Source organism: Legionella sp. 227 (assembly GCF_043161935.1).
Taxonomy (GTDB): domain Bacteria; phylum Pseudomonadota; class Gammaproteobacteria; order Legionellales; family Legionellaceae; genus Legionella; species Legionella sheltonii.
The window spans coordinates 866,036-881,038 of the sequence record NZ_CP171154.1; the positions used below are offsets into that span (position 1 = coordinate 866,036).

The window sequence follows — 15,003 nt, forward strand, 5'->3', positions numbered from 1 at the left end:
CATCATAGCGCAATATTTTTCCTTAAGCAAAACCAGTTAAAGAGCATCAATAGGGTCTGACTCCATTGATGCTACCCCATTGATTCTTACAAATGGTCAACAAAATACTCCCCTATTCTTCGTAAGACATATGAATCCATGAAATAAATTGAATGGTTTGCATTAGGAACTAATAACATATCAAAATTTTTATCGGCCTTAATTAATGCATCCACAAGTTGCATCATATTGGCTGGATGAACGTTATCATCGAGATCCCCATGAATTAAAAATAAATTTCCCTGCAATCGATCCGCCAGCAGATAGTTTGATTGCGCAGTATAATCGACATCGCTTGGCAACCCCTGATATCGCTCCCCCCAGAATGCCAAATAACTCCGTAAATCTTGTAACCCAGAAATACAGACACCCACTTTATAGAACTCAGGATAGGTCAATAATGCGCGCGTTGCCGCATATCCTCCCGCTGACTGTCCCATAATCCCCACTCGCTCGATATCAATATAGGAATATTGCTTGGCTAAGTTCCTAATGATCTCGATATGGTCCTCTAATCCTCCAGCGGTTTCTAAATGCTGATAAGAATATTCATGAAACTTTTTAGAGCGAAACGGGGTGCCACGTCCGTCCACATTAATGACGATAAAACCCAACTCAGCGACGCTTTGAGGCCACCAACAACCGTGTACATATTCTGGAAGGTCAGAACAATAGGTTTTGGGTACCCGAGTCAATTGTGGGCCAGGATAAATTTCATCAATGATTGGATATTTTTTCTTTGGATCAAAATCTGTAGGGAAATAGATTAGGCCATAAATATCAGTTTCCCCATCAGCTCCTTTGAGACAGAAGGGCTGTGGCTGCTTATATCCCAAAGCAAATAATTGGGAAAAATCGGCTTCTTCCAGTGTCATGATTTCATGGCCATTGTTATCGCGTAATTTAGTGACTGGCAGGGACTCCATAGACGAATAATAATCGATAAAATAGTGCTGCGATGGTGAGAAAACAATGGTGTGATCTGCTGTTTCCGGAGTCAGTAATTGTACCTCACTCCCATCCAAACGGGCACGATATAAATAACGAAAATAAGGATCAACACCGGGTTCTTTGCCATTCCCTAAAAAGTAAATCCACCGATTGGTGCTGTCTACATGGAATACTTTGCGCACCATCCATTCACCTTGAGTTACCGGATTTTTTAGTTGTCCGGTCTGTAAATCATGTAAATAAAGATGCGCCCATCCATTCTGATTGGATAACCAAACAAACTCTTTCGAATTCTCTAATATTCGCGTGTAATTCTGCCAGAGAATAAGCTGGCTGGGTTCGACGTAGGCGGTGGATTTTTCGATTAAAATAGTCCGCTGCTGTTCTGTAGCAACATCCAGTTCACAGAAAGACAGTTGATGGTTTCCACGCTCTTCTTTTAAAAAAAAGATTTTTTTACTGTCTTCACTCCACCATACATAGCCTGCTTCAATTGGAGACCCCACCAATGCCGGCATCAAGGGAGGTAAGTTAATCGCGTGCAGCTTCTTTTTTTGCACGTCAATCAAGCATAATTTAATTTCCGGAATAACTTCATCCCCTACAAAAGGAACATGGGCCTCAAAAACCTGGGGACGCAAGGAACCATCTTCAGGAGCATGTTGTAGCAAAGGTAATTTTTTTACCTGCTCTTGATTGCATTGGAACGTCACGATCTTTTGTGAATCAGGCGACCAAAGAGCCATAGGTGGAAGTGTTACCTGCATACGACGCAGCGACAAGGAAGTTAAATTCGTATCAGGGGAAGCAGCATATGCATTGCTCGCACTACCATCTGCAGTCAATTGATATTCTTCATGCTCATCCAATGAAAAAAGAAATAAATTATGATCCTTGCTGTATAGTTCCCAACACTGATCTGGTGAACGTATTCGCGATACAATTAAGGCAGGAACAAATCCCCAAATTTCCATAATCGAAGGACAATGGGACATGGCCGTTGGCTTTGATGTATCCGCCATAAGTTCGAGGGTCTGAGTTGTTCGATCATAATGAAAAATAAAACGTTCCATATAGAGCTGCAAAACATGCTCATTAAAAAAATCGACTTTATTGATGGGTAAGGCAAAGGGGTTTACTTCGCTTTTTAATTCTTTCGCAATGGTTTTTGCCAGTACTGAATGGTCAAATGCACGCTCTTTCTTTTTAGTTTCCAGATTAAAAATAAGATACTCATAACCTTTGGTAGTATCATGACGATAGCAAATAAGCTTTTCACTGGGTGACCATGCGATCGCCGGTTGTAAGTTCTTGATTAAACCCAAAACATTTTGGGGAAGAAATTTTTTTGACTTCTCATAACGCGCCACTCTGTCCTTTTCCATAATTAGGCCCTTTATTTTTGATTTTGTTGCATTTTGGCAATCATGTCATTTAAATCACTGTACACCCAAGCTTCAGCAATTTGATTATTATCATCCAAACGAAAAATGGTAATACCGCTATAAAATACAGATATCCCTGTGGCGGGAATGCCTGAAAATTCCCCTCGGTGGGTTCCCTGACCATGCCAGCGCGTCACCACTTTATCGCCACTCACAATAAAGTCATCAATAGAATGCATCAGATCTGGGAAGGCCTTATACCATTCCAACAAAGCTTGTTTAAAATCGTGTAAATTTGCTGCTTGATTATAGCTGAAATGAATTAATGTCTTTGCTGAAAAGAGCTCATCGGCTACTGCAGCCTTTTGTTGGTTCCACAGTTCATCAAAAACTCTTCTCACTGTCTTTTCTATTGCTGTAGTCATCTTCATTCGTTCCTTGATAGAGCAGATCATTTTTTAAGGCATCAAACCTGTTACGCTGCGCGATTTGAGAACTTTTTATTTTCTTGAGATCTATTCTTGTAGTCTATAACTTCCTCTAGCGCATTAAAGATACTTTCATGTTTTGCCACTACAGTAGAATACAGTCTGGAACTAAGGAGTGCCGCAATATCAAAATCGCTTAAAGGTTCTCTTGCTGCCTTATTTTCTAAAGCATCAATTAATTTTTCTGCCGCCTTAATTTTATCCTCGACACTAAAACCAAACTTTAAGACATTCATTTTTGTTTTAAAGCGAGCAGACTCTACATCTTTCTTATTGATATGCAGCCATTTGGGTATTAGGTCCCATTCTGCTCGACGTGTCTCACAATATTTTTTAAGATCCGCGATAAATGCTTGATAATCACGTTTGGAAAGATATTTTTCTTTAGGAACATAATAGAAATTAGCTTTTTTCTGAATATTTTCTTTTTTTGCGGGAGGATTATCGAAAAGATCTAAAAATTCATTTAATTTCTGCCCTTGTGCATATTCTCGCGCAGATTTTCCCTCAAGCTCTCCCTGTTGATCAGGATCTGCCCCATATTCAAGTAATAGCCTGGCCACCTCAAGCTGTTTATTCTGAACAGCCCAAAGGAGTGGATTATGATCTTGATAATCAATTTTATTAGGATCAAAGCCATGATCGAGGATCGCTTTTAGACTTTCGAGATAGCCTTGTTGTATTGCAAGATCTACATGGAGATTTATACCTGACACTGAATTTCTAAAAAGTTTTGCTCCGTGATCAAGCATTAATTTGATCAAGTCATAATCATTAGTAAGAATAGCCTTTTCAAAGTGAGATAAATTGGAACGAGAACTAATAATATTAGGATCAGCATCCTTTTCCAAAAGCATTTTGATAATATCCATATTTCCTTTAGATAAGGCTAAACTTAAAGGAGAAATTTCGTTACTATCATTAGTAGAAAGATCCACGTCTGCACCACAATTTATTAGTGCTTCAATTGCCTCTTTGTTTCCCCACCCAACTGCATAGATTAGAGGCGTAATATTATCAGCTTTCGGCTTATTAACATTCCCCTCATTCACCACCAGAGGAATAATCTCCGCATTATTTGCTGCAATAGCAGTAAATAACCAATTTCCTTCACGAGAATCCACCCATTGAACTTTATCTGTTATATCCTTCTGAGCCCGATCCAGAGCTTCCTGCCCCCATCCCGCTAATGTTTGTTCTAGCTGCTCATTTCCTGAAAGAGTATAAACCTTGGTTTTAATTGCGACAATTTCATTCTCCGAGAGCGCTGCGATTAAAGCCTGAGCAATGGCAACATCATCAGAATACTCCTGAGATGGAGGTTTATTTGCATCAATTAAAGTCCATTTATCAGTCTGAGGATCATAGGAGGCGGCCACTGCATGTTTTAATCCCATACCCCCAATTGAAAAACATATAGATTCTGTTGGCTTTGGATTCATGGCTTTGATTTTTTCTCTCAAAAGCCCAAAATAATCAACTGCTAACCCATCCTGTTTATAAACACCAGATAATTCCTGGGGTAAAGAAATAATCTTATTCTTATTTTTAATTTTTTCGGGGGTAATCATTTCAACAAAGCTATTTTGGCTGAGTGATTCTGTACCATCAAATAACTCTGGATATTGATCGCGTTGATGATGTAGTTCAATACCATCAAAAAAGGCAAGGGTATCGATAAGGAAATGATGATCCCTTAAGTAATTTTCCAAATTTTCTTTTAAAAAAGCTTCTTTAGTTTTTTTTCTTCTACCGCTTTCGTTCGCTGCTTGAATCTCCGCGGCTCTGTCTAACTCATCAAGAGGAATATCTAATAAACGCTCGACTCTTTGATTAAAAACATCCAACTCCTTTGCGAAAGCAGCTTGCATTCCCATGTAAGCATAACCATTACAGACGCCTTGTTCATCACTGGTATAATTCAATGCTTGCATTAAAAGAACCAGTTTGCCATGCCCGTTGGGCCTTTCCTCTTTGTCTTGCATGATAAATTAATAAAATAAGAACATAATTATTAATTATAGTACAATATTATTCGCTTACTTTATAATTGCGCAGCACTAGTCTTACTTAGCGCAGTTGCAGCAACTACCACCGCTGCAGTTAATCCTAAGGCTAAAGCAGGCTTAAAAAAACTGAATTGATTGAGCTTCCTTTCTACTCCATGCATTTTCGGTTGTTGAGTCATTGTAGGATCCTTTGCCAAGCTTGCATCCATAAGCATGGTAGGCCCTTGTGGCGGGCTCGCATTCACTATCATCCCTTTACGTGCCTTAATGCTTACCTTAGAAAAAGGGATGTTATCCTTGCGTGCCTCCATAGTGTAATCACCGGGTGGAACATTGAGAAAGGCGACGCCCCCATCCTTTGAGGTCTCTTTCAATGTGCGGATAAACGGATTGGTTTTGTGGACAATTGGAAAAATACCGAAATAGAATGCTCTTACATCGACTTTAGGAGATAAACTCACTGTAACCCCTTCGATGCCTTGAGGAATATCATCCATGGTCGTATTAGGAGGTGTAACGGTTGCGGCAATTTGGCAGGCTTGCGGATCTTCAGTTTCCCCCATAGCAAAAGCAAGAAATTTATAAGCCATATTTGAAGCGACTTGGAATGAAATATTGTTCAGGAAATTTTCGTTATTGATTCCTTCTGGTGGGACAATCAAAGTTGCTGTTTGTGTCGTCTTATAACCAGTCCAAAAAGATCCAGACTTTTCAAAAACTAAAGTAATGGGTTCGCCAACAGGCCATTCAAATGGCCCGAATTTGCCGGAAGAGTCGGTCTGAAATTTTAGCTGGTTATTTTCAAGTACGGTAATTGTTGCACCGGCAATAGGTTGACCGGATATAAACGAACGAGCAAATCCAGATACCAATGCTGTTTTCATAAATAAGTCCTTTTATACATTAATCCCACATAATTATTGCGTACTCTAATAGGTTCTACCAAAAATAGGAAGTCTCAATTACCGTAAGTCAATGGAAGAATCTATAACAGACTAATCGCCTTACGAAAATAAAGTAGTGTACTGTAGAAAAAAATGGAGCCAATGAAAGCAAGGGCGGCAAGTTGGGGCCAAATAATATTCAAACCTGCACCTCGAAATAAAACAGATTGCGCCAACATCACAAAATGCGTGATAGGTGCCGCAAGCATAATGGTTTGTACAAACTCAGGCATATTTTCCCGTGGGGTCATACCTCCAGAAAGCATCTCTAAGGGCAAAATAACTAAAATCAATAACAAGCCAAATTGGGGCATAGAACGCGCTATAGTCCCCATAAAAATCCCCATAGAGGTGGTTGCGAATAAATTCATTACCGTTCCGAGCAAAAATAAAGGTATAGAGCCCTCCATAGGAACTGCAAGTAACTCACGTACTACAACAATCAATGAGAAGGTACTCACAACCAAAACCACCAAACCCATCGCACTAATTTTACTCGTCATGATCTCAAAGGGAGTAATGGGCATCACAAGTAAATGCTCGATAGTCCCATGCTCCCGTTCGCGTAATAATGCAGCACCAGTAAGCACAATGGATAACATGGTTACATTATTAATGATTTCCATAACCGCCCCAAACCAGGTTTTACTTAAGGTTGGGTTGAAGCGAATCCTCAATACTAAATCAACAGGGGACACAGTAACTTCGCGGTAATGTCTTAAAAATTCACCGACTTCTCCATTGATAATGGTCTGGATATAACCTGAACCAACGAATGCTTGACTCATGCGCGTAGCATCTACATTCAGCTGAATAGATGGCTGACGACCAGCCAATAGATCGCGTTGAAAATTAGGTGGAATATCCAGGGTAAAAGTATAAGCTCCGGAATTTAAACCTGCATCCATATCCGTCAAATGAATGGCTACAGGCCGAAGAAATTGCGGAGGATAAAATGAATCAGTAATTCTTTGCGATAAAGGAGATTGATCTTCGTCAACTATGGCGATGGCCGTTTTATTCAGTGTCTCTGGCAGAGCAGTAGCAGCAGCGTATACAGAAACTGTAAAGGCAAAAATAATAAGTATCAGCATAATGGGATCACGCAACATGCCACGTAATTCCTTTACTGCTAAGTAAACTATATTACTTATTGTCATTTATTGCTCCTGCTTTTTTATAAACAACAAACAAAGTCCCAGTATGACGGGCACTGTAAATAATAAAGCAATAAAAGAATGGTGTAAGTCATTAAAACTGAGTCCTTTTGAAAAAATACCGCGGGAGATAATTAGAAAATGAGTCACTGGGTAAACATGACCAATCATCGCTCCTAAACCTTCAAGTGACGATACGGGCTCTAGTATTCCTGAAAATTGAGAGGCCGGGAGAATCGTTAATATCGCGGTGCCAAAAATAGCCGCAATCTGACTATGCATAAACGTGGAAATCAAAAAACCCATGGATGTAGCAATCACCACGTACATAAAAGCAGCAATGACAAAAGTTAAGAAACTGCCAGTGATCGGGACTTTGAAAAAGAAGACAGAAAGAGCTACCAGGGATAAGAAATTAATTAAGGCAAGACCAATATAAGGCAGTAGTTTTCCAAACAAAAACTCCATTTTAGTAACCGGGGTTACATATAAATTGATGATGGAACCTAATTCTTTTTCTCGTACCACGGCAAGAGCGGTTAATATTGCAGGAATCAACATTAACAGTAATGGAATCATCGCAGGAACCATCGCGGGTAAACTTTTAACATCGGGATTATAACGGAAGCGGGTTTCGATATTGAAGTAATCCTGAGGATTACTTTGTTTCAATTCAGGTATGTTATTCACCAACCAATGTTGATGTAATCCAAGAATATAATTTCTTGCTGTCTCTGCGCGTTGAGGCATAACCCCCTCAACCCAGGCACCTATTTGCACTGCCCTACCTCGTTTTAAGTCACGGGCAAAACCGCTGGGTATCTCTAGTGCCAGATTCAATTCTCCTGAGCGCATTCGTCTATCTAATTGAGCGTAACTTGTAACAGGTACGTGCTCACTAAAATATCGTGAGCCCGCAATATCAAGCACATAATTTTGGCTAATCGTACTTTGATCCCGATCCCAAACGGCAAAGGATAAATTTTCCACATCCAGATTAATGCCATAACTCATGATGATCATGAGAATGACCGTACCTAAAAACGCCATAATCGCACGAATTGGCTCACGAATCAGTTCTAATGTTTCTCGCCGGCAGTAACTGTACATTCGTCTGAAATCAAAGAATCGTTTAACTTGAATTTGATTCTCTAGAAAAAGAGAACCTTCCTGGGGCTTATTTGATGATGGAGTCATTTGCGTCGTGGACTCTTCTTTTTGTGCGTCCTCAAGATAACTGATAAATGCTTCTTCCAAAGTTTTGGTTTTTTTCATTTTAACCAGATTTTTAGGCGTATCACTGACTAATACACGTCCCGCATGCATCAGAGAAATGCGATCACAACGTTCTGCTTCATTCATAAAATGGGTGGAAATAAAGATGGTCACCCGATCCTGACGGGAAAGATCAATCATTAATTGCCAAAACAAATCACGCGCCAAAGGATCCACACCCGAAGTAGGCTCATCCAAAATTAAAACTTCCGGCTGATGAAGCACCGCTACCGCTAACGACAGTCTTTGTCTGTATCCTAGTGGTAAGGAGTTAGGATATTCATTAAGGACATCGGTTAAATAAAAACGGGTTACCAGGTGCTCAATGTGAGCGTGCACTTGTTCTTGAGGTAAATGAAACAAGCGTGCATGCAATAATAAATTTTGAAAAACAGTCAGTTCTCCGTATAAGGAGAATGATTGCGACATATAACCAATTTGTCGGCGTAAATTAAGATCATGAGCGTCAACTGTCTTCCCCAAAAGCCACACTTGGCCGCCGCTAATGGGCAATAATCCAGTCAGCATCTTCATTACTGTTGTTTTACCACAACCATTGGAGCCTAAAAAACCAAAAATCTCTCCCCGTTCAATACGAAAATTTACAGAGTTTACAGCCATAAAATTGCCAAAACATTTGCTCAAGCCTTTGGCTTCAATAGCAATTTCAGTAAGTTCTTGCTGTGAACGAGGACGAATTATTACCTTTTGATGATGCTGTTGTCGTTCTTGGGGTAATAAAGCAATAAATGCTTCTTCTAAGGATTCAGTCTGAGTTTGTGCTAACAAACTACGATGAGTCCCTGTCGCTAAAACTCCCCCATCATTCATTGCAACCAGCCAATCAAATTGCGCAGCTTCTTCCATGTAGGCCGTTGCGACCAGGACACTCATTCGCGGTTTAGCCTGACGAATGTCATTGATTAATTCCCAAAATTGACGTCGTGATAAAGGGTCAACACCTGTAGTAGGCTCATCTAAAATTAACAAATCAGGTGAATGGATTAGAGCACAACATAAACCTAATTTTTGTTTCATTCCGCCAGATAATTTGCTTACTGCACGATCTTTAAAAGGCAAGAGGCCTGTGTAAGTTAACAATTGGGTAATATAGAGCTCGCGTTCTCGCCGCTCATGACCAAACAATCGACCAAAAAAATCAATATTTTCAAAAACTGAGAGTGAGGAATAAAGATTTTTTCCTAATCCTTGAGGCATATAAGCAATGCGGGTACATACTGCATCACGATGCGATGCATTGTTCATGTCGCCGCCTAAAACCATCACCTTTCCTTGTTGAATGACACGTGCCCCGGCGATTAATGAAAATAAAGTTGATTTACCAACTCCATCGGGACCAATGAACCCAACCATACAACTGGCAGGAATCTCGAGACAAATTTGCTTTAGAGCCTGTGTCTGTCCAAACCCTATGCTCACATTGTCGAGTGTTCCCACGAGTTTGGCGTTATCGTCACTCATTTGGGGACATTCACTTCTAAGTTAGAAGGCCATTGGCTGTTCAGATTCAACTGAACATAAGCCATTCCAGGTAATCCTGTTTTTACGGCATGGATGTATTTTTTTAGCAGCTCTGGAGCGATTCGCGCTTTCACACGAAACATCAGCTTTTGGCGTTCACTCGCCGTTTCCACAGTTTTCGGTGTAAATTGTGCAACATCAGCTACAAAAGTCACTTTTGCTGGGATGACGTATTGTGGGATTGCATCAAGAACCAAATGAACAGGAGCACCAATTTGCACTCTCCCAGCCTGCTCAGTTGGCAAGAAAAAAACCATATACACATTGGTTAAATCCACCATATTCAGTACTTTCCCTCCCGCGGCAAGTACTTCTCCTGGCTGAGCGACACGAAATTGAATACGTCCATCAATGGGTGCTACCAAGGTACTGTCCTTAATATCAACCTTTAGCCGTTCTATGGTAGCATCTGCCGCATCAACAGATAATTCTGCGCCACTGACCTGTGCTTGTGCGGTCGCTATCATTGCGTCCTTTTCTGCTACTTGTGCATTGGCTGCTTTAAACACCGCCTGTGCACTATAAAAAAGTGCACTTGCTTCATCCAGATTGTCTACAGATGCCACTCCTTTGGCGACCAATTTTTGGACTCGAGACAAACGATTTTTCGCCAAATTTAATTCCGCTTGACGTTGTGCTACGGTAGCCAGAGCCACTTCTTTTTCATTTTTCCGTTGAATAACCTGATTCTTCGCACTAATCACATTACTTTGGGCTTCTTTATATTTGGCTTGCGCTTCACGAAGCTGAGCCTCAAGGGAATCGGTATCCATAATGGCAAGTACCTGGCCGGTCTTCACGAAATCCCCTTCGTCAACCAGGATGCTTCTTATCCTGCCCGCAACTTTAGTATCAATATCAACTTCTATGGCTTCAATCCTCCCATTACCGCTGGCAAAATCACTACTAAGTTTTGCAGGTTGAATGTATCGCCAGAGCAGAAATAAAAGAATCCCTAAAATGATTACCGCAATACTCCAAAGCAGTTTTGACTTCTTGTCGTGTACCATTTTATAAGTCACCTTATAGACTACGCGTTCCTCATGCCAATGTATAAGCTTGCATGGTAGCAAGATGAGTTGCTTTTTTGGTGTAACTCATTTAATTCTCAAGATATTTCAATAAGTTTAGTTACTGAATTCAACAATTTCCAACTTATTAGGACAGTATTATTACTTGTCCATGATGCACTTCCAAATGATTTTTTTGCTTAACTGAATTGATTTTCCGACTTCTTTTCTTCAATAGAGACCATTTTTTCTGAAGTAGCCTCCAGCTGCTTTTGAAAGAAACCTGGGCGTCCTTTATTGGGATTTTCTGTAGATAGAAAAGTGAGAATATAGGAAACTACATCAAAGGGTAGTCGATAGGTTGTGCTGTCTCCACGAATAAGTTCAACCATCGGTGCCAAAGCCCTTGCCAAATCAGACTCACCATTTCTGGTCAGAATAAATCGAGATCGGTTTTCGCCTAGTGCTTGCAATAGGGTATCTTTTTGTTGCGCTGTTTTATTTACAAACAGCTTATTTAAACTTAGATTAATAGATTTTACATGAGGTGGAATAGCGGCCAAGGCCTGAGCCAGATCAGCAACAGGCATGTCGCCAAAATTATTTCCGCTTAAATCAAGCGAAGTCACCTGCTCAGGAATCGCTGCAAAAGCCAAAGCGAGGTCAGCTCCAGATTTGGCGCCAAGATAATTTCCGCTGAGGTTAACTGACCTCACCCCCTTCGAAAGATTGGCGAATGCCAAGGCTAAGTCAGCACCAGGGGTATTACAGAAACCATTCATGGATAAATCAAGTGAGTTGACACTGATTGGTATTGCCTTAAAAGCTTGCGCGAGTTCAGCACCCGATTTTCCGCCTAAACCATTTTCTGCTAAAACAAGAGATTCCACATAATTGGGAATGACTGCCAAAACCTGAGCTAACTCATTACCTGATCTTGTCCCCAAACCATTATTTTCCAAATTGAGTAACAAGATGCTTATCGGGATTGCGGCAAAGGCTTGTGCTAATTCTGCACCTGATTTGACACCAAGGTAATTGCCCCCTAAATAAAGCCTTATGACACTGGTTGGAATTTTTGAAAATGCTTCAGCTAATTCTGCTCCAGATTTATTGAAAAGCTTATTCGAGCATAAACTCAGGCTGTGACAACCATTAGGGATACTATTAAAAGTGGTTATGAAATGATTTCCTAAAAGCGAGGCTAGATTGTTTAACTGGTAATACATAAAGATCGAATAAAATACAAATATGACTCATATTAACCCATTTGATAAAAAAATACAAAAAAGGACTAACTTTTCTTGCACTAACGGCTTGAATATTTTTTGAGGTGTCGGTCTAAAACACTATTTCATCAGTATGCTATCCAAAATGATGGGCTAAATAAGCTCTAAGCTTAGGCACAATAAACTCTGGTTTTAGCTCTTCAAACAGTTCAAACGTTTTCTCTTTCAGTTCAGGGTCAGGAGTATTCACATATAATGCCGTCTTAAAATCAAAAAGATGCACGGCGACGTGATCTAAGCCATCTTCAAAAGTAGACCACTCCTGTTTCTTGATCCAGGGAGAAAAAATCGTAAACGAAGGCTTGTTTAACGCCTTAGCGATATGGATTGCACCGCCTTCATTGCCGATAATCGCATCACATTCATTCATTATGGCAATAAACGTTCTCAAGTCATAATCGGATAACTCAAAGAATATATTTTCTTTAGCTTTCTCATTACATAGTTCATACACTTTTTGTGCTTCACCTTTTTGGTGAGGCATAAAATTAAATAAAATATTCACATCCACCTGGCTTACGATTAGATTTACAAGCGTCGCCATATATTCAAGGGGATAGGTTTTTAAGGGGCAGCTTCCAATAATATTCAGCATGATACTTTTTTTAGCAGGTATTTGATGCTTTTTAAATAGAAAAGCTGCTTTGCGTTTTTCATCATCAGCAAGATAGATCTGCGGATGGCGATCCGCTACCACATCGTTTAAAAAAGGTTTAATTAAAAGAAGTTTTAAGTCAATCGCCAGCCCAGGTTGGTTGCTTTCTACTGTTTCCCTGGAAAGATTATCTGTATAGAGGAAACTTCTATATTTTTTCTTATAGGAAATACGCCGCTTTGCGGCACAAAGCCAAACAATAAGCCAGCTTTCCAACTTGGTATACGCATCAATCACCACGTCATACTGCTCGCGTCTGATGTTTAAAACAAGTTTTATAAAGGCCCGTAAACTTGTTCTATGTTTTGGATCAAAAGTAACAACTCGATTAATATTAGGATTACCCTCTAATATAGGTAGCGCCTGTTGATACACTAAATAATGAACTTGCGCGTGCGGCATTACTCTTTTTAAATTATTAGCAAGAACGGTGGAGATCACAATATCACCAATCTTTTTATGCTGCATTACCAATATTTTCATTCTTTCTCTCATATAAACTTAAATTAATAATGAAGTAAGAACCTTCAATTTTCAGAGTTTCCACCGACGATGAACCCACCACCATTGCTCGGGATGCTCGAGGATTAATTGCTCCAATTTTTGGTTATAGCGGAGGGTATTATTGTAGATTGCTTGCTCTTCATCTGGATGAGGTTCCCATGATAAGGCCGGATGAAACTCAAGCACATGTTTCCCAGAAGGTTGGCGATAGCATGAAACTGGAACCACCGGAACTTGATATTTATTTGCAAAAAAAGCGAGGCTTCGATAAGTCCCAGCCTGAGTACCGAAAAAATTGACCGCAATCCCTTCTTTATTTTTAAGTTCCGCATGTTGATCCAGGGCAAATAAAATGACTTCTTTATTTTTTAGTGCCTTGATCATTTTTGTTGGGGCACCTGATTTATCAATTCGTTTTACATCATAACGCTCAGCAAAAGCGAATATAAATCGTTCAATCCATCGTATACTCATGCGCCTTCTAATGACATTAGAACAGCCGCGCAAGGGTTTTAGCTGGGGATATGCTATATAAAAAGACAACTCCCAGTTCCCTAAATGGCTCATGAGGAGAAAACATCCCCGCTCTTGCTTTTTTGCTTCCCAAAGATATTCTTCTCCTTTGATTTCCACCATATTATCCAGCCGGCTTTTTTTATACCAATCCAAAAAAATCAACTCTTTTAATGAAGAAGCAACATGCGAATAAAACGATTTAGCCAATCTTTTTTTTTGTTTTGTGGACAGCGTCTCTTTAAAAACTCGATTAATATTATCCAATACGATGTGTCTGCGGATAGGTAATAAATGATAAAAAATAAATCCAGCAACACTAACCCGAAATTTAGTCCTCAAGTGCTACATCTCCTCTTACATTACCATCGCTTGTAAGACCAAAGCCATTGTTCAGGATATGCGAGCAGCATTTCCTCTAGTCTTTTATTATATTTTTCCGTATTTTCCAGATAGGTTTGCTTTTTGTCTGGTGACGTATCCCTGGGAATTTCAGGATGAAATTCGATGACGTGCTGCTTTTTGTTTAAGCGATAAAAACTAACCGACAAAACAGGGCAATTCAGACGATAGGCAAGATGAGCCAAACTCCCATAAGTTTTACTGGATTGTCCTAGGAAACTAGCTCTTAAAGTGGATTTACTATGGCAAGGTGGCCGCAAATCAAAAGGAAAAAAAACTACATTTTTAGCTCTTAACGCGTTGCGGGTTTCAGCAAGGGCATTATGCTTTTTAATTATTTTAAAACCTGCTTTTTCAAAACGACCCCAAAAAATGGAGTTTAAAAAATTTAATCGCAATGGCTTACGAACACAATAAAAATGATGGGCTCCTTTTTCAACTTGATTCAGAGAAAAAAGAGGAGCAAATTCCCAATTACCAAAGTGTCCGGTTAAAATAAGCACCCCTTTTTCTTTTTTGAGTGCATTGTATAGATGTTCGACCCCAACAATTTTAACCCGCTTCGCTAAATATTTTTTTGTTAGAAAATTCATTAAAAAAAGTTCTTTGATGCAAAGAAACATATGGGAGTAATAAGCAACAGTGATACGTTTTTTCTCGTATGAAGAAAGGAGGCTATGAAACACCTGTTCAATATTTTTTTGAGCCATGCTGTACTTTGAAGGCATTAGGAAGTAAACGATCCATCCCATCCAATGTACCGGAAGCATATTAAAATTGCGTTTCAACTCGAGCATATGACATCCTAAATCTGTGGATTGAAACAAGCAGAAAATGTGC

11 protein-coding genes are annotated in these 15,003 nt (G+C 39.7%); all 11 read right to left on the reverse strand.

The window, feature by feature from the left end; genetic code table 11:
- Positions 1–86: 86 nt before the first annotated feature.
- The 11 genes from ACF8MK_RS03750 to ACF8MK_RS03800 all read right to left on the reverse strand — a co-directional run bounded on the left by ACF8MK_RS03750 (position 87) and on the right by ACF8MK_RS03800 (position 14,960).
- On the reverse strand, positions 87–2,375 hold the full coding sequence (locus ACF8MK_RS03750; RefSeq protein WP_392538228.1) for a DPP IV N-terminal domain-containing protein: 2,289 nt from the start codon (positions 2,373–2,375) through the stop codon (positions 87–89).
- Positions 2,376–2,386: 11 nt separating this feature from the next.
- Positions 2,387–2,800, reverse strand: a complete 414-nt coding sequence (locus ACF8MK_RS03755; protein WP_392538229.1) for an ester cyclase — start codon at positions 2,798–2,800, stop codon at positions 2,387–2,389.
- Between the two features lie 50 nt (positions 2,801–2,850).
- Complete coding sequence (locus ACF8MK_RS03760; protein WP_392538230.1) at positions 2,851–4,797, reverse strand: ankyrin repeat domain-containing protein; 1,947 nt, start codon at positions 4,795–4,797, stop codon at positions 2,851–2,853.
- 110 nt (positions 4,798–4,907) lie between these two features.
- Positions 4,908–5,756 carry a carboxypeptidase-like regulatory domain-containing protein gene (locus ACF8MK_RS03765; RefSeq protein WP_392538231.1) on the reverse strand — a complete coding sequence of 283 codons (849 nt, stop codon included), beginning with the start codon at positions 5,754–5,756 and terminating at the stop codon, positions 4,908–4,910.
- A 101-nt stretch (positions 5,757–5,857) separates the two neighbouring features.
- Positions 5,858–6,976, reverse strand: coding sequence for an ABC transporter permease (locus ACF8MK_RS03770; protein ID WP_392538232.1), 1,119 nt, complete (start codon positions 6,974–6,976; stop codon positions 5,858–5,860).
- On the reverse strand, positions 6,977–9,730 hold the full coding sequence (rbbA, locus tag ACF8MK_RS03775) for a ribosome-associated ATPase/putative transporter RbbA (protein WP_392538233.1): 2,754 nt from the start codon (positions 9,728–9,730) through the stop codon (positions 6,977–6,979). It lies immediately after the preceding gene.
- Positions 9,727–10,800 carry an HlyD family secretion protein gene (locus ACF8MK_RS03780; protein ID WP_392538234.1) on the reverse strand — a complete coding sequence of 358 codons (1,074 nt, stop codon included), beginning with the start codon at positions 10,798–10,800 and terminating at the stop codon, positions 9,727–9,729. The genes rbbA and ACF8MK_RS03780 overlap by 4 nt, the downstream gene beginning before the upstream one ends.
- A gap of 200 nt (positions 10,801–11,000) precedes the next feature.
- A complete protein-coding gene (locus tag ACF8MK_RS03785) occupies positions 11,001–12,029 on the reverse strand; it encodes a hypothetical protein (RefSeq protein ID WP_392538235.1) in 1,029 nt (342 codons plus the stop codon).
- 136 nt (positions 12,030–12,165) lie between these two features.
- Positions 12,166–13,227 carry a glycosyltransferase family 9 protein gene (locus ACF8MK_RS03790; RefSeq protein ID WP_392538236.1) on the reverse strand — a complete coding sequence of 354 codons (1,062 nt, stop codon included), beginning with the start codon at positions 13,225–13,227 and terminating at the stop codon, positions 12,166–12,168.
- 51 nt (positions 13,228–13,278) lie between these two features.
- Entirely contained in the window at positions 13,279–14,103 is an 825-nt protein-coding gene (locus ACF8MK_RS03795; protein WP_392538237.1) for a lysophospholipid acyltransferase family protein, read from the reverse strand.
- Positions 14,104–14,123: 20 nt separating this feature from the next.
- Positions 14,124–14,960, reverse strand: coding sequence for a lysophospholipid acyltransferase family protein (locus ACF8MK_RS03800; protein ID WP_392538238.1), 837 nt, complete (start codon positions 14,958–14,960; stop codon positions 14,124–14,126).
- Positions 14,961–15,003 lie beyond the last annotated feature (43 nt).